We start from the raw sequence: 24,062 nt of genomic DNA, 5'->3' as shown, positions 1-24,062 counted from the left end.
GGACAAAGATAGTGCAAACCGAGTGAAGTACAAAACGAAAGCTTCGTTTTCGGATTGTCTTACGGCTGCTTTGTCAGCAGGATATTCCGCAGATGTTTCATTTCCTGCTTGCTGAGGCCGATGCCTTCGCGCAGATAGGTTTTGATGTCGCCATACTGGCGTTCGGCTTCCTCCTTGGCTGCGTTCAGGAAGTCTTCGCGGGCGGAGAAGAGTGTAGTGATGGCTTCCTGCGAGCGGACGGGCAAGTTGTAGGCGTAGCGGGTAGCCCGAGGAATGTTGAAGTAATCGTTGCTCAGGCGGTAGTCTTCCATGATTTTGTCTTCGTTGACATCGAGGCAGGCTAAAATGAGCGCTGAGACAATACCTGTGCGGCCTTTACCAGAGGAACAGTGGATGACGACGGGGTAGTTGTCCTCATTGAGCAGGAGGTCAAATACTTTGCGGTATTGTGCCGCGTATTTGGTAATCAATTCACGGTTCATGCGTTCCACGATGCGGTAAACTGTATCACTACGGATGCTTCGGTCTTGCACGCCGTTAATGATTTGTTCCATGTTTCCAGTAGCGATGGGGATAGATACTACGCTGAAGTTTTTCTCCAGGCTTTTACTGAGTTCTATTTTCTCTTCGGGCGAACGGAGGTCGATGATGGTTCGTATTCCCAGGTTTTTCAGTTTTTTTAGTGAACCTTTGCGTAGTCTGTTGATTTCACCGGAACGGTAGAGCATTCCCCAGCGGACGAATTTATGATGCGGGTAGGAGGGATAGCCTCCGAGGTCGCGGAAATTCTGTATGCCCGGGATGTTGATGTTGCGTGTAGCCATGTCTACCTTGTATTTCTCGGCGAAAACCATCCGGTAATAATACCGGCGCATGGGGTCGGTGGTGATGATGGTCAGGTGCTGGTCGGAGATGGGTGCGCTGGCTACGAGATGTTCCGTGCCCGTGTGTTCCGGGCTTTCAGATGCATAGACTTTGACTTCGCCGGGGATTTCGGGGATGGTTTCCCATTTCACGACGCTGTTCCCTACGTTGTTTTCTTCGCACACGACGGAGATGCGTGGACTGGTTTTGCTGCACGACGGGAGCAGGGCAGCTAACATTAACAGGCAATACAAATTTCTATACATACTTGCGAATTTTCTTTTGGATGGACAGAAATCCGGCTTCCATGCGGGACGGATGCCGTCCCCGGAAAGCCGGTTATCACAAATATAGGAAAATTGCGTTCAAGGCGTATTGGACGGGTGCCCCTTTTATGCTTCTTTTTCTATCTTTAATTTTTCTGCAAATTCCGGGGAGATGCTGTTGTTCAGGCTGCGGCACGACTCCGTGGCGAAGGCGATGCCGTAGTCCATCACGCGGTTCCAGCGCGCTTCGTCCAGGTCGTTCAGGTCGTCGTAGCGGATATCCAGCTTCAACAGGCCGTAGATGATACCGGCGTTGAAGTTGTCGCCTGCGCCGACGGTGCTGACGGTTTCTACTGTCGGAATAGGGTAATCCTTGCTGAAGTGAGCCGTGCGCAAGGCGATGTCTTTGTGTCCGGCGGTGCAGATGAAGTTGCGGCAGTAGAACTTGATTTTGTCCTTGTAAATCTTGTCCACGTCTTGCAGGTTGTACATGTAAAAGAAGTCGTCTACTGATCCTCGGACGATGTCGGCGTATTCCAGATTTTCGATGATGGTGGGCGCCAGCTTGATAGCTTCTTCCTTGTACGTGGAGCGGAAGTTGGGGTCGTAGTAGACGATGGCTTTCTTGGCACGCGCCATGTCCAGCAGTTCCACGATTTTGTCGCGTAGCACGGGGTTCAGGGCGTAATAAGAACCGAGGATGACGATGTCGTCTTCGTTTACTTCGGGCCACACCACGTCGAGTCGCTGGCGGGGATAGTCTTTATAAAAGAGGTATGCGGCGTCGTTCCGTTCGTTGAGGAAGGCGAGCGACACGGGTGACTTGCCGTCGGGGAAAACGTTGACGTGTTCCGTGGGCATGCCGTTGTCGCGCATGAACTGGAGGATGATATTGCCTACCTGGTCGTTGCCCGTCTCGCTGATGAAGCGGATAGGGACACCCGCACGGCTCAGCGACACGAGGCCGTTGAAAACAGAACCGCCGGGTACGGCCGCGGTGGGCTGCCCGTTGCGGAAGAGAATGTCGAGAATGGTTTCTCCGATGCCGATTACTTTTCGCATAGTGAATGATGTTTTTACGCTCGCGGGGAGGCGGCCGGGGCGCGTCTTCCCGCTTTTGCCGGGTGCAAATATCCGCAATTTTCCATAAAACGCAATAGGTTTTGTTGTATTTTTGCAGGCGCAAAATGTAAGAAAACCGACCGATGAAGAAGTTTGAAACCGGGGAACCGGAGTATCACGTGCATACGCTGGCTAACGGCCTGCGCATCATCCACGAGCCCCTGCGCTCGCGGGTGGCTTATTGTGGATTTGCCGTCGATGCCGGCACGCGCGACGAAGGCGAAGAGGAGCAGGGCATGGCCCACTTTGTGGAGCACCTCATCTTCAAGGGAACGCAGAAGCGCCGGGCGTGGCACATCCTGAACCGCATGGAGAACGTGGGCGGCGACTTGAACGCCTATACCAACAAGGAGGAGACGGTGGTCTATTCGGCCTTCTTGGTGGAGCATTTCGCCCGCGCCTTCGAGCTGCTGGCCGACATCGTGTTCCACTCTACCTTTCCGCAGCGCGAAATTGAGAAGGAGACCGAGGTCATCATCGACGAGATACAGTCGTACGAGGACAATCCGGCCGAACTGATATTCGACGATTTCGAGGACCTCATCTTCCGCGGCCATCCGCTGGGGCGCAACATCCTGGGACGGCCCGAACGGCTGCGCACGTTCCGCACGGAGGACGCTGTGGCCTTCACCCGCCGCTACTACCGGCCGGAAAATATGGTGTTCTTCGTTCTGGGCGACGTGGATTTCCGCCGTGTGGTGCGCCTGGCCGAGAAGCTGGTAGGCGATTTGCCCGGTGGTGGGATGGGCGATACCGTTACGGCCCGCCGCACGCCCCCGCCGCTCTACGTGCCCGACCGCCTCGTGCTGGACAAGGGTACGAACCAGGCGCACGTCATGTTGGGCGCCCGCGGCTACAACGCCTACGACCACCGTCGCACGGCCCTCTACCTGCTGAACAACCTGCTGGGCGGGCCGGGCATGAACAGCCGCCTGAACGTCTCACTGCGCGAGCGCCGCGGACTGGTCTACAACGTGGAGTCGAACCTGACGGCCTACACCGACACGGGCACGTTCTGCATCTACTTCGGCTGCGACCCCGCCGACGTGGACCTCTGCCTCCACTTGGTGCACAAGGAGCTGAAGCGCCTGCGCGACTGCCGCCTGACCGCCTCGCAGCTGGCCGCCGCCCAGAAGCAGCTGATAGGCCAGATAGGCGTGGCGTCGGACAACAACGAGAACAACGCCCTGGGCATGGCGAAGACTTTCCTCCACTACAACCGCTACGAGTCGCAGGAGGCCGTCTGCCGCCGCGTCGCCGAGCTTACGGCGGACGAGCTGCTGGCCGTGGCGGGCGAGCTGCTGGCCGAAGACTATCTTTCCGTATTGATTTATAAATGATGGGCGGCGTTTTCGCGGCTTGCGAAAGCTTGCCGCAGCGTGCAGGACGGAATCGCGAAGTGCGAAAGCTTCCTGCAACGTGCAGGACGGAATCGCGAAGTGCGAAAGCTTCCCGCAACGTGCAGGACGGAATCGCGAAGCGCGAAAGCTTCCTGCAGCGTGCAGGACGAAATCGCGAAGTGCGAAAGCTTGCCGCAGCGTGCAGGACGGAATCGCGAAGCGCGAAAGCTTCCTGCAGCGTGCAGGACGAAATCGCGAAGCGCGAAAGCCTCCTGCAGTGTGCAGGACGGAATCCCAGTGCGGGGCAGTCAGCCTTCTTTCGGCTTGTTGAGGCGCCTCATGCTGAATTCGCAGCCGCAGTACTGTTGGTTGTAGAACGCATATTCGCGGAGCAGCTGGTTGCGCCGCTCCTGTAGTCCGTCTTTCCGCCAGTTCTGCTCCCAGAACAGGGTGCCGGGGTAGCGGGCGGCGGCGCATCGTCCGGCCTCGTTGATTTGCTCCAGACTCTTCCAGCGCGACGAGGCGAGGGTGGTGGTGAACAGCGTGAAACCGTGTTCCGAGGCATAGCGGGCGGTCTCCGTCAGGCGCAGGGTGAAGCAGCGCAGGCAGCGCGGGCCGCGTTCGGGCTCGTCCTCCAGTCCCGTCATCCGGGCTTTCCAGTGGGCGTAGTCGTAGTCGGCGTCGACGAAATCGAGGCCTTGGGAGGTGACGAAGCGGATGGCCTCGTTCTTGCGCGTCTCGTACTCTGCCTGCGGGTAGATGTTGGGGTTGCAGTAGAACACGGTGGGGCGCAGTCCGTTGGCCAGCATGCACTCGATGATGGCCGACGAGCAGGGGGCGCAGCACGAGTGGAGCAGGATGCGGGTGTCGCCGTTGGGAGTTTGGAGTTTGAGCATGGAGTTAGTGGTTAGGGGTAAACGGTTAGCGGTGAGCACAGATAATATGCTCACCGCTAACTATTAATTAATAAATCGATTTCGCAATTCCCATTTCCAGTCCGCGCAGTTCGGCCAGTCCGCGCAGGCGGCCGATGCACGAGTAGCCGGGGTTGGTCTTCTTGCGCAGGTCGTCCACCATCTGATGTCCGTGGTCGGGACGCATGGGGATGGAGACGCCGCGGCGCTGCTGCAGTTCGAGGAAGGCCTTCATCACGCCGTACATGTCGACGTCGCCCTCCAGGTGGTTGGCCTCGTGGAAGTTTCCTTCAGCGTCGCGCTGGGTGGAGCGCAGGTGCACGAAGTTGATACGGTCGGCGAAGCGGGTCATCATGGCGGCGCAGTCGTTGGCGCTGCTGACGCCGAGCGAACCGGTGCAGAGGCAGAGGCCGTTGCTGGGGTTGGGCACGGCGTCGATGAGCGCCTGGAAGTCTTCGGCACAGCTCATGATGCGTGGCAGGCCCAGGATGGACATGGGCGGGTCGTCGGGATGGATGACGAGCTTCACGCCCACTTCGTCGGCCACGGGGCAGATTTCGCTCAGGAAGTAGATGAGGTTCCGGCGCAGGCGTTCGGGCGTGATATCCTTGTAGCGGTCCAGTTCGTGCTGGAACTGCTCCAGCGTGAAGCTCTCTTCCGAGCCGGGCAGGCCGGCTATCATGTTGCGGACGAGTTTCTGCTTGTCTTCGTCGGTCATCTGCTCGAAGCGGGCGCGTGCCTTGGCCTTCTCTTCGTCGGTATAGTCGGCTTCGGCGCCGGGGCGTTTCAGCAGGAAGAGGTCGAAGGCGATGAAGGCGGCACGTTCGAAGCGCAGGGCGCGGCTGCCGTCGGGCAGTTCGTAGGCCAAGTCGGTGCGTGTCCAGTCGAGCACGGGCATGAAGTTGTAGGTGACGATGTAGATGCCGCATTGGGCGAGGTTGCGCAGGCTTTCCTTGTAGTTGTCGATGTAGCGTTGAAAGTCGCCTGTCTGCGTCTTGATGTGCTCATGTACGGGCACGCTCTCGACCACAGACCACGTGAGGCCCACTTCCTCGATCATCTGCTTGCGTTTCATGATTTCTTCTACAGTCCACACCTCGCCGTTGGGGATGTGGTGCAGGGCATTGACGATGCCGGTAGCTCCGGCTTGCTTGATGTCCCAGAGGCTGACAGGGTCGTTCGGCCCGTACCAGCGCCAGGTTTGTTCGCAAAGTATCATATCGGTATTGTTTTTTTGAGGATTACATGGCAAATACATTGAATCCGCCGTCTACCACGGCCACGGTACCCGTCACGAAGCTCGAAGCGTCGCTGATGAGGTACTGGATGGTTCCGCACAGTTCTTCGGGGCGTCCCATGCGGCCGAAGGGAGTCTGGCGGATGACGTCCTGTCCGCGCTGCGTCCACGAACCGTCGGGGTTGGTTAGCAGTGTGCGGTTCTGTTCGGTCAGGAAGAAGCCCGGCGCGATGGCGTTCACACGGATACCCTCGCCGAACTTCTTGGCTACTTCGGTAGCCATGAAGGCGGTGTAGTTGGAGATGCCTGCCTTGGCGGCGGCATAGCCTGCTACGCGAGTCATGGGGCGGAAGGCGGCCATGCTGGAGAAGTTGACGATGACGCCCTTCTTCTGTTCTACCATCGGTTTCAGGAAAACTTGCGTAGGCAATACGGTGCCGGTCAGGTTCAGTTCGAGTACACGTTGAAATTCTTCAATCTTCAGGTCGAAGAACGTACCGTCCGGGCCGATGGTGGCTCCCGGCATATTTCCTCCGGCAGCATTCAGCAGGGCGTCTACACGTCCGTAAGCCTTCAGGATGTCAGCCAGATTTTGCTCCAGTTTGCTGCGGTCCATCACGTCGGTAGTCAGGAACATGGCTTCTCCACCCTTTGCCTTGATGTCTGCCACGATGGCATTGCCTACCTCGGCCTTGCGGCCAAGGATAACCACTTTGGCGCCTTCTTCGGCCAGGTGGGCTGCGATGGCTTTACCCAATACGCCGGTTCCTCCGGTGATGACTACTACTCTGTCTCTGATGTCAAATAAGTTCTTCATGATAAATATATTGTTTAAATGAATGAATGTACGTTTTCTCTTCGATGGCTGGCCTGCAATACCAGCAGGCTTTCGGGTCCCATATTGAACAGCAGGTCCGCGATGCTCAGGTTGGGCAGGAAGCCCAGCCGTTCCTGGAACACCTGGTAATAGGGTTGCGGGCAGAAGTCGGGGTCCTCCGTGCGGAAGTCCTTCTTGGGGTGGATGCGTTCGCGGAAGTCGTCTTCGCCGGGAGCGAAGGTGGTCTTGTAGTCCGTGGTGCGTTCCATCTGCGGTTCCAGCCCGATGAGCGAGCAGACCAGGCGGCACAGGGCTTCGTTGAAGTCGGCCAGGAACTCGTACTTCTGTTCGTAGAAGGGGCGGAAGTCGTCCTTGTAGTATTCGAAGAAAGGGGTATGGTTGTAGGCCGATTCCAGAGCATTCCAGTGCAGGTGGCGCCAGTTGCCGTGGTCGGAGATGCGGATGTCCTTCATGGGGCACTTCAGCGTGTCCGGCTTGACGATGGGCACCGAGAGCGCCAGCGGGCCGTCCGGCGCGGCAATGGTGCAGCGGTTGCGGTAGGTCTGCTTCAGGTAGTGGTCGCAGTCTTCCACATAGACGCGGTTGTAGGCCAGTAGCTTGGTGTAGTATTCCACCGGGGCTAGATAGGCCGAAGAGAGGTATATCGTTTCCTTTTCCATTGCTTTCTTGTTGTTATCGCACCGCCTTGCCAATCCTTTCCCAGCGCATGCCGCTTTCCTTGTCGCGCGAGAACCAGATGACGGAAGCCCGTCCGATGAGGTGGTCTTCGGGCACGAAGCCGAAGAGGCGCGAGTCCGACACGTTGGCCGCGTTGTTCGAGGCCACCCAGTAGTAGTCTTTCGTGAAGACGCAGTGCTGCACGGGGCGGCCGTCCACGTAGAGGGTGTCGTTCTGTATCTTGGCGTTGCGGTGCTCGTGCAGTACCAGCGTGTTGCACAGCAGCACGCGGTTCCACGGATAGACGCGCACGGCGCGGCCCTTCTTCGGCACGATGAGGGCGCGGGCTTCCTGCAGGGAGTCGGGGCGAGTGGCCGGTTGTATCCAGCAGTGTCCGTAGAGAGCTTGCTCCAGCAGATAGTATTCGTAACGGCTGAAGCTGCGCAGGTAGTGGAGCGAGTCTTCGCCCATCCGTTCGGCGTGGCGGATGGAGAGCGTGGCCAGCAGCGTGTCCAGCTGGCGTTCCTTGGCCTTGGGATAGGCGTAGACGAACTTTTGGTCGGGGGCATACTGCTGGCCGGGCAGAGCGGTGAAGAAGGAGTCTACCAGCAGCGTGTCGCCCGGCAGGCCGATGCAGCGGCTGATGAAGACCTCGCGTCGGCTGATGTCCGTCTGGCGGTTGGCGGGGTTGTTGAAGACAAGGATATCTTCCCTCTTTACCGGGCCGCCGCCCCAGCGGTGGTAACCCCACAGGTTCATGAAGGGCAGGCGCAGCCCGTAGCTCCACTTGTTCACCAGGATGCGTTCGCCCTGATAGAGCGAGTTCTCCATGCCGGCCGAGGGAATCAGGTAGGACGTCGCCACACACGAGCGGAGCAGCACCACGATGAGCGCCACTCCCGCTACGGTTCCTATGACTTTTCCCGCCTTCTTCATGGGGTCTGTCCTCCGTTCAGCTTAGTCTACCCACTTGAACAGGCGGCTCCAGCGTATCTTGCCGTCCAGCCAGCCGCGGTCCTTGTCCAGCGAGAGCCATACGACGAGCGGCTTGCCTACCACGTGGTCTTCGGGCACGAAGCCCCAATAGCGCGAGTCGGCCGAATTGTGGCGGTTGTCACCCATCATCCAGTAGTAGTCCATCTGGAAGGTATAGGTGTCGGTCTTCTGGCCGTTGATGTAGAGGCCGTCGGGGCGGCGTTCCAGCTTGTTGCCCTCATAGGCCGTGATGCAGCGCTCGTAGATGGGCAGGTTGTCGTCCGTCAGGGTGATGGTGGTTCCCTTGGCGGGTATCCAGATGGGGCCGTAGTTGTTGCGGTCCCACTTCGTATAGAGGTTCTGCGGATACATCTGTCCAGCAAAGCTCTCGGACTCCATGGCGACGCGGCTGATGAGTTTCTTGTTGCCTTCGAGGGCCTGGCGCATGGCCTGCGTCAGCGGCAAGTGATAGACGGGAGCTAGACGGCCCTGTGCGTCGCGGCGGTCGAAGCCCATGGCCTCCAGTTCGGCCTCCCAGCCCGGATCGTTGTTCATCAGCCACTGGTCGTCCTTGCTGATGCCCAGCTCGCGGAAGAGGGTTTCGGGGATGAGCGGGCCGGTGGTCTGCACGAAGTAGTTGAACTGCAGGCCTTCGGGGTTCTCGATGGCCTGGCCGTCGATATATACTTGTCCCTCCTTGATTTGGAGCGTGTCGCCCGGCAGGCCCACGCAGCGCTTCACGTAGTTCTCGCGGCGGTCAACAGGGCGGGTGATGACCTTGCCATACATCTGCGGGTTGGACAAGATGAGGTTGCGTCCTGCTGCATAGTAGAGGTCGTAGACGGCCCGCTGCTGCTGGCGCGTCAGGCTGTCCATGTTGACCTGCTTCGGATAGACGCGCTGCCCTTCGCTGTAGGCCAGGCTGTAGAAGTCGGTCTGCTGGAAGTTGGTGGCCACAGTGTCGCCTGCGGGGAAGTTGAACACCACGATGTCGTTCAGCTTCACCCGTCCGAAGCCCGGCACGCGCTTGTACTTCCACTGCGGCCACTCGATGTACGACTTGCAGTTGAACACGGGCAGTGTGTGCTGGGCCAGCGGCATGGAGAGCGGCGTGTTGGGCACGCGCGGTCCGTAGCTCACCTTGCTCACGTAGAGGAAGTCGCCCACGAGCAGTGATTTCTCCAGCGACGACGACGGTATCTGATAGTTCTGGAAGAGGTAGATGTTGACGAAGTAGACGGCTACCAGGGCGAACACGATGGCGTCCACCCAGCTCATGACGCCGCGCACGGCAGCGTTCTCGGACTTCCTCCACCAGCTCCAGGGTATCTTCTTGGTGATGTAGATGTCATAGATGAAAGGCACGACCACCAGTCCCCACCAGCTCCTGACCCACAGGAGGAAGAGCAGGTAGAGCAGCGTGACGATGCCGAACTTGATCCATTGTTTGCGTGATACTTGTTTCATGGCTTGCTATGCTTGTTTATTTCAGAAACGGGAATAAGTCGCCCATCCCCAGGAAGCCTTCGTGCGTGGCGGTGTATTCGGCGGCCAGCACGGCGCCCAGGGCAAAGCCGCTGCGGTTCTTGGCGTCGTGGGTGATAGTGATGCTGTCGGCCTCGGAGTCGTAGCGAATGCTGTGGATGCCCGGTACTTCGCCTTCGCGGATGGAGCTGACAGGCAGTTCGTCGGCAGCGCAGGCGGTGGTGCCCGTCACGGTGCCGTCGGGTGCCTGGAGCGTGCCCTTCACCCAGCGCGACTTGCGGTCGAGGTTTTCGAGGATGCCTTCAGCCAGGGTGATGGCGGTGCCGCTCGGGGCGTCCAGCTTGTGGATGTGGTGCGTTTCGCTCATGCTCACGTCGTAGCCGGGGAACTGGTTCATAATCTTGGCCAGGTACTTGTTGACGGCCGAGAAGATGGCCACGCCCAGGCTGAAGTTGCTCGACCAGAACAGCGTCCGTCCGCCCTCGGTGCAGAGGCGTCGCACTTCCTCGCCGTGTTCTTCCGTCCAGCCCGTACTACCCGACACGAGCTTCACGCCCGCCTCGAAGGCCTTCATGTAGTTGCCGTAGGCAGCCTTGGGGTTGGTGAACTCGATGGCCACGTCGGCCGAGCGGAAGGCTTCGGACTGGAAGTCCTCCTGGTTGTCGATGTCGATGATGCAGACGATTTCGTGTCCGCGGCTACGGGCAATGCGTTCTATTTCCTTGCCCATCTTGCCATAACCGATCAGTGCTATTTTCATTGTTCTCTGTTTTTCTTAATTATATTAATGTGCAAATATAGGACTTTTCTGACACAAATAGCCTTCATTATTGACTTGTTAACAATAACGGGGTAGGAGAGTATTTGCCGCTATGCTCCTATCTTGCTGAATATTCCTGACAAACGGAGGTTTCATCCGAAAGGAGAAAGGCTTGCCGGCGTCGAGTGTCGCCTTTTCTGTCGAAAACGACTAACACCTTGATAATCAGCATCTGATTTTCAGGTACCATTCCTGAAAAAACTGAATACTTTTCAGGTCCGTACCTGAAGACCCTTCAGGTTGAACCTGAAAGCCTTTCAGGTAGTATCTGAAAAACACCTGAAAACGGGGCTTCAGAAAGCTTGGTTGCTTTTCTTGACAAACGGGCGAATCTATTTCGCGTAGTTGCGTCGGATGACGGTGCCTTGGAACGTGTTTTTCCCCGGCCGGAACAAATCCTCGTCGTCGAAGGGGCGCAGCTTGTACCACATCATGAAGTCGGACGAGCAGCACAGCAGGCTTATGATGCCGAAGACGTAGGCCGTGGCATTGCCGGTGCAGAAGCCGTGCAGTACGGGCAGCAGGCCCATCAGGATACCGGGCAGGAGCAACAACAGGCGGTAATGCTTCAAGGGGACGGGACGGGTGGGAGCGAGGCCGATGGATTTCCAGTCGCAGGCCCAGCGGAGACCTTTCAGGCTACGCCCGTTGATGAAGTATCCTAGCAGGCTGTATAGCAGAATGTAAAGGCCGACTATGGCCAAAAGCAGTTGTAACACGGATTTGCCGTAGTGTAATCCGATGAAGTGTCCCCAGTTGAACGAGGAGAATTCCTCCCAAATGTAGATGTAGAGGGCCGAGCTGGCGAACATGGCCAAGAAATAAAGCAGTATTTCATATACGGCGGTCTTGGACAGATTGAGTTTCACTTCTATGCCGTCCGGTTGCGGGGCGGGGTTCTGATTGGGTTGTGCAGTTGTTTCCATAAAGCGTGAATGATAGGATTCAATAAAAGATGGCCATATATTTTCCGATATAGTAGCCCGCTGCGAAGCAGGTGATGAAGCTGGCCAGCCCGACGGCTGCCAGGACGAGGATTTTTTTGACGGGGTCGTTACCCGTCAGCGACTCCGCTTCTTTCGCGAGGAAGCGGGTCATGTGGTTCTTGAAAGTTGTTTCCATTATGACATTTGTTTTCTGGTTGACGTTGCAAAGATAAGTCCTCTCAGGTAAACGGAAGGTTAATGTTACGTTATCTTTACGTTAACGGAGCTTCTGCATGACGGAAGTCATAACAGGAAGGAGTCGGGCGAAACGCCCTGCCCTGCGCGTAGATACGTTACAATGGTGGTCTTTTTGTCTTTAAAATATTCCTTTATGGAAGGAATCGTGTACCATGTATGGAGAATATTCCTATCTTTATAATGTTTTTAAATATTGCAACTATGAAGTATATAATTCAGATACTCTTCTTTGTATCTCTTTCTTTCGGAGCCAAAGCGCAGGAGATGCACAATGCCTATGCGGTTATGGAGTGTATTTCAGTAAGTGGAGAAAGCCTTCAGGCCAAGTTTCAACAATCTTATAAACCGACTGCATCCGATGGGGTGGTGACGGGTAAGGGGATACTCGACTACAAGCAAACAGCTTATTGGAAAAAACACAAGCGGTTGAGGAAATACGCATGGGCTGCGCTTGGATTAGGTGTTTGTGGAACGGTTGTCGGCTGGATAGGGGAAGCAGGTAATACTGCGCATACCAATAGTAACTGGAAAGAGGACGGGAAGGTATGGGATGTCATTTTGGTTGCGGGTATAGGTCTGACTGCTTCCAGCATTCCATTGTTTGTCTTTTCACATAAGAATAAAAGGAAGGCCAAGGAAACGGTAGAATTCTCGTTCCGGAGTTCAAACATTCATTGGGTGTCGCCAAACGGCATGAAGCAGGCTCAACGTGTCTTAGGTCTTTGCATCAGTTTTTGAGCCGTTCTGGATTACAGGTTACGAGCATGTCTTATGCTTGTTGGAAGATAAATTCTTACCGATTTGAGGCGGTGTATTTATCTTTACGTCAACGGAGTTGGAGGGAAAGGGAAAAGGAGCTATTTTTGTAGCGGTAAGCGGTGAGTGGTTAACGGTTAGTACCAGCACTCACCGCTTACCGTTAACCGCTAACCGCTACAGACATGAGCAAGTCCTACTATATCCTCCTAACCCTCGTGGCCGCCACCGTGGCCGTCTTCTTCCTCGGCCGCTGGACGGGCATGGGTCTGGGACTCAACAGCCAGCGTGTGACGCGCACCGTCCACGAGGCCTGGTGCCGCGCCGATGACCGCCACGCCCTCTGCCCCGAGGCAGGGCTCGACTCCCTCTTCCGCCAGCAGCTGCGCGAGGGCGGGTTGCGCCGCCTCCGCTTCCGGCTGGACACGGTATCGCTCTCGGGCGACTCGACCGTGGTGCTCCGCTTCGCCCTGCGCTACTTCGACGACTACGAACGGGAGCTGGAGCAGCGGCGCACGTTCGTCATCCCGCTGGATAGCCTGCAAGGCGTGCGTGCCCGCCTCCTCAACCTTCGTGCCGAGACCGTCGGGTCGCAGCTCTACTACCTGCTGGGCACGGTGGCAGGCTTCTTCCTGCTGGCCTTTGGCATCTTCAAGCAGGTGGACATCATCCAGCGGCAAGATAAATTGTTCCAGATGCGCGAGGACTTCTCCTACGCCATGGTGCACGACATGAAGAACCCCATCAGTACCCTCCTGATGGCGGTGAAGAACCTGCGCAGCGGCCGTCTGGACGACAAGCCCGACCGCAAGCGCGAGCACTTCGACCTGCTGGAGCGGGAGAGCCTGCACCTGCTGGACCTGACCAACCGGGTGCTCACCCTCTCGAAGATGGAACATCACCAGCTGCTGCTCACCAAAGACTGGCATCCCCTGCGTCCCGCCGTGGACGACCTGATACAGGTGTTCGAGGCGAAGGCCACGAAGCCCGTCACCTTCCATACCGACCTGCAGGCCGAGGCAGTCTATGGTGACTTGGAGTATCTGAAGGAAGCCCTTTCCAATCTGATAGATAACGCACTGAAATACTCCAAGGAAACGGTAGAGATACGCATTGCTTCGCGACGTGAAGCTGATTTCATTCGCATCAGCGTTCGCGACAACGGCATCGGTATTCCTCTTTCGGCCCAGCGCACCATTTTCGACAAGTTCGAGCGCGTCCTGCCCCGCGACGACGGCAGCGGGGAAAAGAAAGTTTCCGGCTTCGGCCTCGGCTTGAACTACGTGATGAACGTCTCCCGCGAGCATGGCGGCTACGTCAGCGTGGAGAGCGTGCAGGGACGGTTCAGCGAGTTTACGATGTCTCTGCCTTTTCCGGCAACTACTGATAAAACAGATTAATTACTAATAGTATGGAACACCTCTTACACTACCTTTGGAAACACAAGATTTTCCCTTTGCAGGAACTCCGCACCACTGACGGCCAACGGGTGGAAGTCATCGATTCCGGCCTGCCCAACACCGATGCAGGCCCCGACTTCTTCAATGCCAAGCTGAAGCTGGACGGCGTGCTGTGGGTGGGCAACGTGGAACTGCACGACCGTTCCTCCCTTTGGCAGAAGCACGGACACCAGACGGATGCGGCCTACGACAACGTTATCCTGCACGTAGTGGGCGAGGCCGACTGCCCTGTGTGCCGCCGTGACGGCCAGCCTATTCCCCAGCTCATATTGAGCTGCCCCGATTATGTAGCCCGCCGTTACGACGAACTGCGTAGCTCGGAAATCCATCCGCCTTGTTACTCCATCCTTTCGTCTTTGCCCAAGCTGACAATCCATTCCTGGCTCTCTGCCTTGCAGGCCGAGCGCTTCGGGCGGAAGGCGCGCGACATCCGTGCCCGTCTCGATGCGTACAGCAATCATTGGGAGGACGTGTTCTTCGTTACCCTGGCGCGAAATTATGGCTTCGGGTTGAACAGCGACGCTTTTGAGGCATGGGCACGGCTCATTCCCTTCCGTGCCGTGGACAAGCATCGCGACGACCTCTTTCAGGTGGAAGCCTTTTTTCTTGGCATGGCTGGCCTGCTGGACGAAGAACAGCCCGATTACGGCGACTATTACTTCCGCCTTCAGAAAGAATTCCGCTACTTGCGGCAGAAGTTCAGCCTGCCCGCTCCATTAGATCCTTCGCGCTGGAGGTTCCTACGCCAACGCCCCGGCGGTTTTCCCTACGTTCGCCTGGCCCAGCTGGCCGACCTGTACCACCGCGGGCAGACGCTCTTCTCGCGGGTGATGGAGGCCCGTACCGCCGACGAGCTGCACGAATTATTGGCTGTGGGCACTTCTTCCTATTGGGAAGAGCATTTCACCTTCGGCAGGGCCTCCGTTCACCAGCCTAAGCGAATGGGCCGTGGCGCGCTTGATTTGGTCATTATCAATACCGTCGTCCCTTTCCTTTATGCCTATGGACAGTATCGCCAGGAGGAAAGCCTTTGTGAACGGGCTACGATGTTGCTGGAGACTCTGAAGGCCGAGAACAACTACATCACACGAATGTGGAGTGGGGCTGGTCTACCTGTTTCAACAGCTGCTGACTCACAGGCTCTTATTCAGCTTCAGAAAGAATATTGTGATCGTAAGGATTGCCTGCGTTGCCGTTTTGGGTACGAGTTCTTGAAGCAAAAAGGGAATCGCTAACTATTTTGTATCTATTCTGTACGATTTTATCTGTTGGTCTGCTGGAAATGTCGTTTCTTCGTGACCGAATAAGAAAGACATTGTAACAACCTTAAATAAACTAACAGAATATGATGCATTTCAACAAATGGTCCCGTGGAGCGGCTACGCTTTTGGGGTTCTTCTTGATCTCTCAGACTGAAGCACAGGTAGTGAAAAACGAACGTTTGCTCTCTTTCGAAGATGGTGAGGTACCTGCCTATATGACGACGGATGCAACTTCCCGATTGACTATTAATGATGAACACTACAAAGATGGGCTTCATAGTCTTAGCTGGGAGTATGAGCCGGGGGCTGTACTCAGTGTAAAAAAAGATCTGATGTTTGAGAAGAAGGATCCTACGGGTAAAGATCTCTATCTTTCGGCCTTTATCGTGTGGGTGTACAACGAGCAGGCACAGGACAAGCAGATACGTTTCGAATTTCTGAAAGACGGCAAACTCTGTACTTCCTTTCCCTTTGGTATCAACTTCACAGGTTGGCGTGCTGCATGGGTGTGTTATGAACGCGATATGCAGGGTATACCAGAGGAAGGCATGAATGAGTTGCGCATCGTAGCACCCGACATGAAAGGCAAACTTTACTTCGACCATATTATTACCGGTAGTAAAGTGGATGCCCGTCAGCAGACAGCTGATGTGCAGGTACCTTTCGTGAATAAAGGCACGACGAACCATTGGCTGGTTATTTATGAGCATTCGCTTTGGAAGCCCGAAATAGCCTTGACACCTCTTAATGAACAACAGAAGGAGGATATGAGGCTGATGGAAGCCCGTTTTCGTGACATGCTCTATACGCCTGGCAAACTGACTGACAAGGAAATGCAGGCCATTCGCAAGGCATACGACTTCTATCATATTACCTATAAGAACGGCAAGGTGAGCGGTCTGCCCATCTTCATGGTACGTCAGGCCGAGGCCTACGAGCGCATGATACCCGGTTGGGACAAAGATATGTTCACCAAGTTGGGCATGGAGATGAACAATTATTTCAACCTGATGAAGCGCATTGCCACTGCCTATCTGAATGCTAAAGATGACACATTGCGTGATGAACTCCAACAGAAATTCCTGGCCATGTACGACCACATTACCGATCAAGGTGTGGCTTATGGCAGTTGTTGGGGTAATATTCACCACTATGGTTATAGCATGCGTGGTCTTTATGTAGCCTATTTCTTGATGAAGGATGTACTGCGTGAAGCAGGAAAACTGGCTGAAGCCGAACGTACGTTGCGCTGGTATGCTATCACTAATGAAGTCTATCCGAAGCCTACGGTGAACGGTATCGACATAGACTCTTTCAATACCCAGACACAGGGTCGTATAGCCAGTATTCTTATCATGGAAGATTCACCTGAAAAGGTACAGTATCTGCGTTCCTTCTCCCGCTGGCTTGACTATGGTTGTCGTCCGGCTGACGGCCTGATGGGTTCCTTCAAGAGTGATGGCGCCTGCTTCCATCATTGCAACAACTATCCGGCTTATGCTGTAGGAGGGCTGGATGGTGCCACAAACATGATTTACTTGTTGAGTGGTACGCAGTTCCGTGTGTCTGAGCTGGCGCATGAAACGGTGAAGAAGGTGTTGCTTACCATGCGGTTCTATTGCAATACCCGCCAATGGGCACTCTCCATGTCGGGCCGCCATCCTAACGGTAAAGGACAACTTATCCCCGTGCAGTATGCCATGATGGCCCTTTCGGGTACGCCTGACGGCAAGCAGACTTACGATGCCGACATGGCTGCTGCCTACCTTCGCCTGATGGAGTATACCAGTCGGGTAAATGATAATGACCCTGATTACCTGCCCCGTACGTCAAATAAAAAAGAATTGCAATTGAAACAGGAACTGGAAGCGCAAGGCTTCCGTCCTGAAGCAGACCCACAGGGTAACCTGGCTTTGGGCTACGGTTGTGTAAGTGTGCAGCGTCGCGACAATTGGGCGGCAGTAGTGCGTGGTCATTCACGTTACCTTTGGGCGGCCGAACACTATTTGGATGCCAATTTCTACGGCCGTTATCTGGCTCATGGCAGTATTCAGATTCTGACGGGAAAGCCCGATGAAATGGTAACTTTTACTACCAGCGGCTGGCAGGAAGCAGGTTTCGACTGGAACCGTATACCAGGTGTTACCAGCATTCATCTGCCTTTCGATCAATTGCGTGCCAACGTGTTGAATGTGGACATCTATTCGGGTATGGAAGAGATGCTTTATTCTGACGAAGCCTTTGCTGGAGGACTTTCACAGAACGGTGAAAACGGTAATTTCGGTATGAAACTGCACGAACATGACAAGTATAACGGTTCTTTGCGTGCCCGTAAGTCCTATCACTTCTTGAATGGTACTATTGTCTGTCTTGGCTCGGATATTGAGAATGTAAATACAGATTATCCGACAGAAACTACTGTATTCCAGTTGGCTGCTACTACCCCTGAATTCCGTACTTATTGGGATGCCTATCAGGATAATGGTACAAGCTATCTTGACCCTAACGGCGTAGGATATTATCTGTCGAAAGCGACGATGAAATCGGCTAAATTTGAGAAAAACTTCCCGCAGACTACTGTGGGTGAACGCAGTGTGAAACCTACGACAGGCAACTGGGTATCGCTTACCCTGCAGCACGGCAAGGCACCGAAAGATGCTTCTTATGAATATGCTATCTTGCCTCGTACAGATGCTGCCACTTTGAAACGGTTTGCCCGAAAACCCGATTATAAGGTGCTTCAACAGGACCGTAATGCTCACATTGTATGTACGGCTGATGGTACTTTGACATCCTATGTTCTTTTTGAGACATCGCAATCTCTACCTAAAGATGGATTGGTACAAGCAACCGATACTTCTTGTCTGGTGATGGTTCGTCAGGAAGGTAAGAAGGTACGTCTTACTGTGGCTCAACCCGATTTGGCTCTTTATAGCGGTCCCAGTGATGAGGCATTCGACGAACAAGGCAAACGTAAGGAACGTAGTATCCATTCTCGTCCGTGGAAAAGCAACAAAAGTGCCGAGATGCCGTTGACCGTTATTTTAAAAGGGTGTTGGCAGGTAGATGAGACTCCTTTCTGCAAAGTCGTTTCAGTAGATAAAAAGCAGACAGTGCTGCGTTTTGCTTGTAAGGATGCTGCCAGCTTTGGAGTTGAACTGAAACATTAAAGTTAGGGTAAGTAAAAACATGGATTTTGACAGTTAAAAACCTGTAGGATTACTTTTTGTTTGGTAATCTTACAGGTTTTGCTTATATTTGTTGAAATAATGTTCAACCCTAATCTTATGAAATTAAAATCATTTCTTGTAATGTGTCTGTTGGGCATGTTGCCTTTGCGTGGGCAAGCCCAGCAAGAAACAGAGGTTTTTGTAAAACATGTACAATTCCCTAAACATGCGACGTTGGAGCAAAAAGTATCGATGTCTGCCCGTTTGGTTCCTTCTCCCCAGCAGTTGGAATGGCAGCAGATGGAACTGACAGCCTTTTTGCATTTTGGTATCAATACCTTTACCGACAGAGAGTGGGGCGATGGTAAAGAAGATCCTGCCTTGTTCAATCCCACCGATCTGGATGCCAAACAATGGGTTCGCGAGTTGAAGGAAGCCGGTTTCAAGATGGTATTGCTGACGGCCAAACATCACGACGGTTTTTGCCTGTGGCCTACCAAGACCACAAAACATTCGGTTGCTTCTTCTCCCTGGAAGGACGGAAAGGGTGACGTGGTGAAGGAACTGCGCGATGCCTGTACGAAGTATGACATGAAGTTTGGTGTGTATCTCTCTCCCTGGGACCGTAACGCCGAATGTTACGGTGACTCTCCCCGCTACAACGAATTCTTTATCGAACAGCTCACTGAGCTGTTGACCAACTATGGCGAAGTGCACGAAGTGTGGTTCGACGGTGCCAACGGCGAAGGGCCCAATGGCAAGAAGCAGGTTTACGATTGGGATGCCTTCTACAAGACCATCCAGCGCCTGCAACCCAAGGCTGTGATGGCCATCATGGGCGATGACGTCCGCTGGGTGGGTAACGAACGTGGTCTCGGGCGTGAGACGGAGTGGAGTGCCACCGTGCTGGCTCCGGGTATCTATGCCCGTTCGGCGGAAAGCAAGCAGCGGTTGGGTATCGATAACAAGTCGCAGGATTTGGGAAGCCGCGAGATGCTGAAGAATGCGACCGAGCTGTTCTGGTATCCTTCGGAAGTCGATGTGTCCATCCGTCCGGGGTGGTTCTGGCATGAGAACGAGAACGGTAAGGTGAAGAGCCTGAAGCACCTGGCCGATATCTATTTCCAGTCGGTTGGTTATAACTCCGTGTTGCTGCTGAACATTCCGCCTGACCGTCGCGGTCGTATTCATGAAGCCGACGTGGCCCGTCTGAAGGAGTTTGCGGCCTATCGTCAGCAGGTGTTTGCCGACAATCGCGTCAAGAAGGGACAGAAAATGTGGGATGCCGCCTCGGGCGACCAGCGGGAATATGAGCTGAAGCCCTCGTCAAAAATCAATGTGGTACTTCTGCAGGAAGACATTGCCCGCGGACAGCGTGTGGAGAGCTTCCGTGTGGAGGCCCGTGTAGAAGGGCAGTGGCAACTGTTGGGCGAAGGTACGACGGTAGGCTACAAGCGCATGCTCCGTTTCCCCATGGTAGAGGCCGAGGCCTTGCGGATAACCATTGGAAGCGCCCGTCTTGAGGCACACATCAGCAACGTGGCTGCCTACTATGCTCCCGATGTAGAAGAACAGCAGGCGGCCTCCAAGTGGAACGACCTGCCCCGCGACTCCTGGAAGAAAGTTTCTGCCCAGCCACTTGTCATTGACCTGGGTAAGGAAGTGAGCTTGAAAGGCTTTACCTATGCTCCCCTCAACGAGCAGGCCAAGCCGACCATGGCCTACCGCTATACATTCTATGTCAGCCTGGACGGAAAAGAATGGACCAAAGTGCCTGCCAGCGGTGAGTTCAGCAACATCATGCACAATCCGTTGCCGCAGACCGTCAAGTTTGCCCAGTCTCAGAAGGCCCGTTTCATCAAGCTTGATGCTACCACACCCGATGCTTCGGCAGCTGTGGTAGAGATGGAAGAAATGGGCGTATCCTTAAATTGATTGATAATAATATAGTAAATAAATAAGTGCGATGAAAAAAATCTTAGTAAGTTTAGCGTGTATCTTCGTATGGGCCATAGGCGTGGCCTGTGCGCAGGTCAACTTTGCCAAGGACAAGCTATATAACATAGCGCCGGCCGGGCAAAAAGGAAAAGTGATCGGTTACAAGGCGGGTGGCGGAGAAGCCCTGCTTGTGAAACAACGTGCAGACGACCAGCTGCAGCAATGGGCCCTCAGCAATCTGTCGGGTAGTTTTCGTATCCTCAATCCATTCGAGAACAAGGCTGTCCACAACAAGGCCGGACAGACGGTGGGCATTACGGAGAACAACGGCTCGGACGAGTCGCAGTTGTGGATTGTCCGCGAGAACGGGAAGTATGTACAGATATTCCCCTCCAACAGTCCCGACCTGATTATGGTTTGCAACAAGTCCGGCCAGCTGGCCCTGGTAGCAAAAGACGGACTGAAGGACGAGAAGGAAACATTCTTCTCCATCGAAGTCAGCCCGATGCCGATGCCCGAAGGTATGGCTGAACAGGTGGTACAGCGTTCGCGCACCTATTGGGAAGACGAAACCCGCTTTGAAGAGAACAAGGAAGTAGGTCACGCCACCTACCTGCCCTACGCCAGCGAGGCCGAAATGACGGCCGATGCCGAATATTACCGCACGCCGTGGGTCGATAACCACAGCTCGCGTTACCTGTTGCTGAACGGCGACTGGGCTTTCCACTTTGTACCTGAACCCTCACAACGCCCGTTGAACTTCTATAAGGAAGATTTCGACGTGTTGGGCTGGGAAACCATCCCCGTGCCATCCAACTGGGAGATGCAGGGTTACGACCGTCCCATCTATGCCAATGTGGAATATCCGCACGCCAATACGCCTCCCTACATCGATGCCCGCAAGGGGGTCAATGACGGTGGCAAGAACTACGGCATCAATCCCGTGGGTTCCTACGTGCGCTTCTTCGACCTGCCGAAGGGCTGGGAGAGCCGTCGCACCTTCATCCACTTCGGAGGCATCTACAGCGCCGCGCTGGTTTATCTGAACGGTGAATACGTGGGCTATACGCAGGGTGCCAACAACGTGGCCGAATTCGACCTGACTCCATACCTGCGTACGGGCCGCAATCGCCTGGCCGTGCAGGTATTCCGCTGGAGCGACGGCTCCTATCTGGAGTGTCAGGACATGTTCCGCATGAGCGGTATCTTCCGCGACGTCTGTCTGTACAGCACTCCGAAGGTCAGCGTACGCGACCATTACATCACCTCCCGCCTCGATGCGCAGGCCGGATATAAGGCCGGTGAGCTCTCCGTTGCCCTGAAGCTCGACAACCGTGACGGGCTGAGCGGTAAGAAAGACATAGCCCTCCGCTTGCTGGCTCCCGACGGCTCATTGGTAGCCGAAAAGGAACTCACCGTTTCGTTCACTGGAAAAGACCGCGAAGTGGAGGCGAAAGCACTGTTTTCTTCCTTGAAGGACTTGCAGCTCTGGACGGCCGAGACGCCGAACCTCTACACACTGCACGTCATCCAGCGTGAGGGAGGCAAGGATGAGATGGCCTTCTCTACGAAATATGGTTTCAGAGACATTGAAGTGCGTGGCCCGCTGGTATACATCAACGGCCAGCGCGTGTTCTTCAAGGGTACGAACCGACACGATACGCACCCCCTCTACGGCCGTGCCGTACCTGTGGAGTCGATGCTGCGTGACGTGTTGCTGATGAAGCAGAACAATATCAATACCATCCGTACCTCCCATTATCCGAACGCGGCCAAGATGTACGCCATGTTCGACTACTTCGGACTCTATACGATGGATGAGGCCGACCTTGAAGACCATGCCAACCAGTCTATCAGCGATATGCCGTCGTGGATTCCCTCCTTTGTGGACCGCATCGACCGCATGGTGTTGCGTGACCGCAATCATCCGTCTGTCATCTTCTGGAGCTTGGGTAACGAAGCCGGAGGCGGCAGCAATTTCCAGGCCTGCTACGATGCGGCCCGTCGTCTGGACAGCCGTCCCATCCACTACGAAGGAACGCGCGACGGAAAAGAATTTGGCGGCAACCGCTTCAGCGATCTCTATTCGAAGATGTATCCAGGTATGAAATGGATGGATAAGTATGTCAACTCGTTCGACAAGCCGATGTTCATCTGCGAATACGCCCACGCCATGGGCAACGCCATCGGCAACCTGAAGGAATACTGGCAGAGCATCGAAAGCAGTTCGTCCACCATCGGCGGCGCCATTTGGGACTGGGTGGACCAGGCCATCTATGAGCCTCACGAAATAAAGAAAGGTATCTACCGCCTGCACACGGGTTATGACTTCCCCGGCCCCCATCAGGGTAACTTCTGCTCCAACGGCATCATTCCCGCCACGCGCGACGAGTCGCCGAAGCTGAAGGAGGTGAAGGCCGTGTACCAGTATGTGCATTTCGGCTTCCTGGGCATGGATGTGAAGAAAGATGAGGCCAGCGTACTGCTGAAGAACACCTACGACTTCCTGCCGCTCGACGGTTTCTACCTGCGCTGGCAGGCCGTGAAGGACGGTGTGGCACTGGCAGCCGACAGCATGATGCTGGGTCGCGTAATGCCCGACGACTCTTTGGCCGTAACGCTGAAACTGAACACCCTCAAGCTGCGTCAGGCACAGAAGGCAGGCGAGGAAGTGATGCTCAACCTCCAGGTATGTAAGAAAGAAGCAGCTCCCTGGGCTCCGGCAGGTCATGTGGTGGCACAGCAGCAATACACGCTGCTGGAACGCGGCCCGCTGCCCGAACTCTCGACCAAGGGCGGCCGCAAGCTGGCCTTGCAGGTGGAAGAGACGGAAAGCACCGTCAGCGTGAAGAATGCCAACATAGAGGCAGTCTTCAACCGCAAGAACGGCCAGATGACGTCTCTGGTAATGAACGGCCAGGCCGTTGTCAGCGAAGGTCAGGGCTTCGTCTACGACAACCATCGCTGGATAGAGAATGACAAGTTTACCCGCACGGAGAACGGACTTGAAGCCGAAGGCGAATGCACGGTGACGAAAGACGGCGCGAAAGTCGTAGTGAAGACCGTCCGCAAGGGTTCGCTCTGCGACACACAGATTACCTATACTTTTGCCCCCGACGGTACGATGGATATGGACGCCGTATTCCAGCCTCATACGGCCGACTTGCGCCGTTGTGGTTTGGTGTGTGGCATCAACCCCTCGCTGAGCCAGGTGGACTACTACGCCTACGGTCCGTGGGAGAACTACAACGACCGCAAGGACGGTTGCATGGTGGGCCGCTATACGACGACGGTGGACGATATGGTCGAGAAGTATGTCAAGCCGCAGTCTATGGGCAACCGTGAAGGCCTGCGCGAACTAAAGCTGACCGACGCTTCGGGCAAGGGTGTCTGCATCCGTACGGAAGGCAACGTTTCCTTCTCGGCTCTGCGCTACACCGACGAGGACCTGATGAAGGGACAGCACATGTGGGAACTGACAGCCCGTCCGTACATCGTGCTCCATCTGGATGCCGTTATGCGAGGTGTGGGTAACGCCAGCTGTGGTAGTGATGTCGATACGCTCCCCATTTATCGCGTATCTCAGGAGGAACATTCCTACAAGTTGAGATTCACTCCTTGTCTGTAAGGACATAAAAAAACATTCAGGCACGGATATGCACAAGTACTTATCGGTTAGTTGTGCAGTCCGTGCCTGAATGGTATATGTACCCTGTATTGGCAGGGGTTTAGGGTTTACATTCTGGCGCTTTGATACAGTACTTGCTGACTGTT

At 55.1% G+C, this 24,062-nt stretch carries 18 protein-coding genes; 7 read left to right on the top strand and 11 right to left on the bottom strand.

Going from position 1 to position 24,062, the window contains the following annotated elements:
• Positions 1 to 59: 59 nt before the first annotated feature.
• Positions 60 to 1,130 (bottom strand): tyrosine-protein phosphatase, encoded by a 1,071-nt coding sequence (locus tag HF894_RS12750; protein WP_204972874.1) that lies wholly within the window; start codon positions 1,128 to 1,130, stop codon positions 60 to 62.
• Positions 1,131 to 1,256: 126 nt separating this feature from the next.
• A complete protein-coding gene (locus tag HF894_RS12745) occupies positions 1,257 to 2,192 on the bottom strand; it encodes a carbohydrate kinase family protein (protein ID WP_204969475.1) in 936 nt (311 codons plus the stop codon).
• A 143-nt stretch (positions 2,193 to 2,335) separates the two neighbouring features.
• On the opposite strand from HF894_RS12745, the gene HF894_RS12740 reads away from it, so the two are divergent.
• Positions 2,336 to 3,592, top strand: a complete 1,257-nt coding sequence (locus HF894_RS12740; protein WP_204972872.1) for a M16 family metallopeptidase — start codon at positions 2,336 to 2,338, stop codon at positions 3,590 to 3,592.
• Positions 3,593 to 3,900: 308 nt separating this feature from the next.
• Here HF894_RS12740 and HF894_RS12735 read toward each other — a convergent pair whose 3' ends face one another.
• From HF894_RS12735 to HF894_RS12695, 9 genes are all read right to left on the bottom strand, one after another.
• Entirely contained in the window at positions 3,901 to 4,488 is a 588-nt protein-coding gene (locus HF894_RS12735; RefSeq protein ID WP_204972880.1) for an epoxyqueuosine reductase QueH, read from the bottom strand.
• Between the two features lie 67 nt (positions 4,489 to 4,555).
• Complete coding sequence (gene uxuA, locus HF894_RS12730) at positions 4,556 to 5,725, bottom strand: mannonate dehydratase (RefSeq protein WP_204972870.1); 1,170 nt, start codon at positions 5,723 to 5,725, stop codon at positions 4,556 to 4,558.
• A gap of 22 nt (positions 5,726 to 5,747) precedes the next feature.
• The gene (locus tag HF894_RS12725) at positions 5,748 to 6,560 is read right to left on the bottom strand and encodes an SDR family oxidoreductase (protein WP_021846424.1); all 813 of its coding nucleotides are present in this window, start codon (positions 6,558 to 6,560) and stop codon (positions 5,748 to 5,750) included.
• A 14-nt stretch (positions 6,561 to 6,574) separates the two neighbouring features.
• Positions 6,575 to 7,240 carry a WbqC family protein gene (locus HF894_RS12720; RefSeq protein WP_204972868.1) on the bottom strand — a complete coding sequence of 222 codons (666 nt, stop codon included), beginning with the start codon at positions 7,238 to 7,240 and terminating at the stop codon, positions 6,575 to 6,577.
• Between the two features lie 13 nt (positions 7,241 to 7,253).
• Positions 7,254 to 8,174, bottom strand: a complete 921-nt coding sequence (lepB, locus tag HF894_RS12715; RefSeq protein ID WP_204972866.1) for a signal peptidase I — start codon at positions 8,172 to 8,174, stop codon at positions 7,254 to 7,256.
• A 21-nt stretch (positions 8,175 to 8,195) separates the two neighbouring features.
• Complete coding sequence (locus HF894_RS12710) at positions 8,196 to 9,680, bottom strand: S26 family signal peptidase (RefSeq protein ID WP_204972863.1); 1,485 nt, start codon at positions 9,678 to 9,680, stop codon at positions 8,196 to 8,198.
• Positions 9,681 to 9,696: 16 nt separating this feature from the next.
• The gene (dapB, locus tag HF894_RS12705; RefSeq protein WP_021846428.1) at positions 9,697 to 10,458 is read right to left on the bottom strand and encodes a 4-hydroxy-tetrahydrodipicolinate reductase; all 762 of its coding nucleotides are present in this window, start codon (positions 10,456 to 10,458) and stop codon (positions 9,697 to 9,699) included.
• Between the two features lie 392 nt (positions 10,459 to 10,850).
• Complete coding sequence (locus tag HF894_RS12700; RefSeq protein WP_021846429.1) at positions 10,851 to 11,444, bottom strand: hypothetical protein; 594 nt, start codon at positions 11,442 to 11,444, stop codon at positions 10,851 to 10,853.
• Between the two features lie 19 nt (positions 11,445 to 11,463).
• Complete coding sequence (locus HF894_RS12695) at positions 11,464 to 11,640, bottom strand: hypothetical protein (RefSeq protein WP_021846430.1); 177 nt, start codon at positions 11,638 to 11,640, stop codon at positions 11,464 to 11,466.
• A 263-nt stretch (positions 11,641 to 11,903) separates the two neighbouring features.
• On the opposite strand from HF894_RS12695, the gene HF894_RS12690 reads away from it, so the two are divergent.
• The 6 genes from HF894_RS12690 to HF894_RS12665 all read left to right on the top strand — a co-directional run bounded on the left by HF894_RS12690 (position 11,904) and on the right by HF894_RS12665 (position 23,916).
• Positions 11,904 to 12,440, top strand: coding sequence for a hypothetical protein (locus HF894_RS12690; RefSeq protein WP_204972861.1), 537 nt, complete (start codon positions 11,904 to 11,906; stop codon positions 12,438 to 12,440).
• Positions 12,441 to 12,643: 203 nt separating this feature from the next.
• Positions 12,644 to 13,858: a sensor histidine kinase gene (locus HF894_RS12685; RefSeq protein ID WP_204969467.1), complete on the top strand. Its 1,215-nt coding sequence runs from the start codon at positions 12,644 to 12,646 to the stop codon at positions 13,856 to 13,858.
• An 11-nt stretch (positions 13,859 to 13,869) separates the two neighbouring features.
• Positions 13,870 to 15,153 (top strand): DUF2851 family protein, encoded by a 1,284-nt coding sequence (locus tag HF894_RS12680; protein WP_204972859.1) that lies wholly within the window; start codon positions 13,870 to 13,872, stop codon positions 15,151 to 15,153.
• 110 nt (positions 15,154 to 15,263) lie between these two features.
• The gene (locus HF894_RS12675; protein ID WP_204972856.1) at positions 15,264 to 18,350 is read left to right on the top strand and encodes a chondroitinase family polysaccharide lyase; all 3,087 of its coding nucleotides are present in this window, start codon (positions 15,264 to 15,266) and stop codon (positions 18,348 to 18,350) included.
• Between the two features lie 117 nt (positions 18,351 to 18,467).
• Entirely contained in the window at positions 18,468 to 20,285 is a 1,818-nt protein-coding gene (locus tag HF894_RS12670; protein WP_394369851.1) for an alpha-L-fucosidase, read from the top strand.
• Positions 20,286 to 20,316: 31 nt separating this feature from the next.
• Positions 20,317 to 23,916 carry a glycoside hydrolase family 2 TIM barrel-domain containing protein gene (locus HF894_RS12665; RefSeq protein ID WP_204972854.1) on the top strand — a complete coding sequence of 1,200 codons (3,600 nt, stop codon included), beginning with the start codon at positions 20,317 to 20,319 and terminating at the stop codon, positions 23,914 to 23,916.
• Positions 23,917 to 24,062 lie beyond the last annotated feature (146 nt).

The sequence above is a fragment of the Caecibacteroides pullorum genome, assembly GCF_019239235.1.
Taxonomy (GTDB): Bacteria; Bacteroidota; Bacteroidia; order Bacteroidales; family Bacteroidaceae; genus Bacteroides; species Bacteroides pullorum.
The sequence above is the reverse complement of the archived record's forward strand: the minus strand, read 5'-3'. Positions and strand labels throughout refer to the sequence as shown.

Excerpts from the sequence above, each read along its gene's own strand:
- HF894_RS12675 (WP_204972856.1), top strand. The coding sequence starts at position 15,264 with ATGATGCATTTCAACAAATGGTCCCGTGGAGCGGCTACGCTTTTGGGG.
- HF894_RS12680 (WP_204972859.1), top strand. The coding sequence starts at position 13,870 with ATGGAACACCTCTTACACTACCTTTGGAAACACAAGATTTTCCCTTTG.
- HF894_RS12710 (WP_204972863.1), bottom strand. The coding sequence starts at position 9,680 with ATGAAACAAGTATCACGCAAACAATGGATCAAGTTCGGCATCGTCACG.
- HF894_RS12725 (WP_021846424.1), bottom strand. The coding sequence starts at position 6,560 with ATGAAGAACTTATTTGACATCAGAGACAGAGTAGTAGTCATCACCGGA.
- HF894_RS12740 (WP_204972872.1), top strand. The coding sequence starts at position 2,336 with ATGAAGAAGTTTGAAACCGGGGAACCGGAGTATCACGTGCATACGCTG.
- HF894_RS12750 (WP_204972874.1), bottom strand. The coding sequence starts at position 1,130 with ATGTATAGAAATTTGTATTGCCTGTTAATGTTAGCTGCCCTGCTCCCG.
- HF894_RS12720 (WP_204972868.1), bottom strand. The coding sequence starts at position 7,240 with ATGGAAAAGGAAACGATATACCTCTCTTCGGCCTATCTAGCCCCGGTG.
- lepB (WP_204972866.1), bottom strand. The coding sequence starts at position 8,174 with ATGAAGAAGGCGGGAAAAGTCATAGGAACCGTAGCGGGAGTGGCGCTC.
- HF894_RS12695 (WP_021846430.1), bottom strand. The coding sequence starts at position 11,640 with ATGGAAACAACTTTCAAGAACCACATGACCCGCTTCCTCGCGAAAGAA.
- HF894_RS12745 (WP_204969475.1), bottom strand. The coding sequence starts at position 2,192 with ATGCGAAAAGTAATCGGCATCGGAGAAACCATTCTCGACATTCTCTTC.
- HF894_RS12685 (WP_204969467.1), top strand. The coding sequence starts at position 12,644 with ATGAGCAAGTCCTACTATATCCTCCTAACCCTCGTGGCCGCCACCGTG.
- HF894_RS12735 (WP_204972880.1), bottom strand. The coding sequence starts at position 4,488 with ATGCTCAAACTCCAAACTCCCAACGGCGACACCCGCATCCTGCTCCAC.
- HF894_RS12690 (WP_204972861.1), top strand. The coding sequence starts at position 11,904 with ATGAAGTATATAATTCAGATACTCTTCTTTGTATCTCTTTCTTTCGGA.
- HF894_RS12700 (WP_021846429.1), bottom strand. The coding sequence starts at position 11,444 with ATGGAAACAACTGCACAACCCAATCAGAACCCCGCCCCGCAACCGGAC.
- HF894_RS12670 (WP_394369851.1), top strand. The coding sequence starts at position 18,468 with ATGAAATTAAAATCATTTCTTGTAATGTGTCTGTTGGGCATGTTGCCT.
- dapB (WP_021846428.1), bottom strand. The coding sequence starts at position 10,458 with ATGAAAATAGCACTGATCGGTTATGGCAAGATGGGCAAGGAAATAGAA.
- HF894_RS12665 (WP_204972854.1), top strand. The coding sequence starts at position 20,317 with ATGAAAAAAATCTTAGTAAGTTTAGCGTGTATCTTCGTATGGGCCATA.
- uxuA (WP_204972870.1), bottom strand. The coding sequence starts at position 5,725 with ATGATACTTTGCGAACAAACCTGGCGCTGGTACGGGCCGAACGACCCT.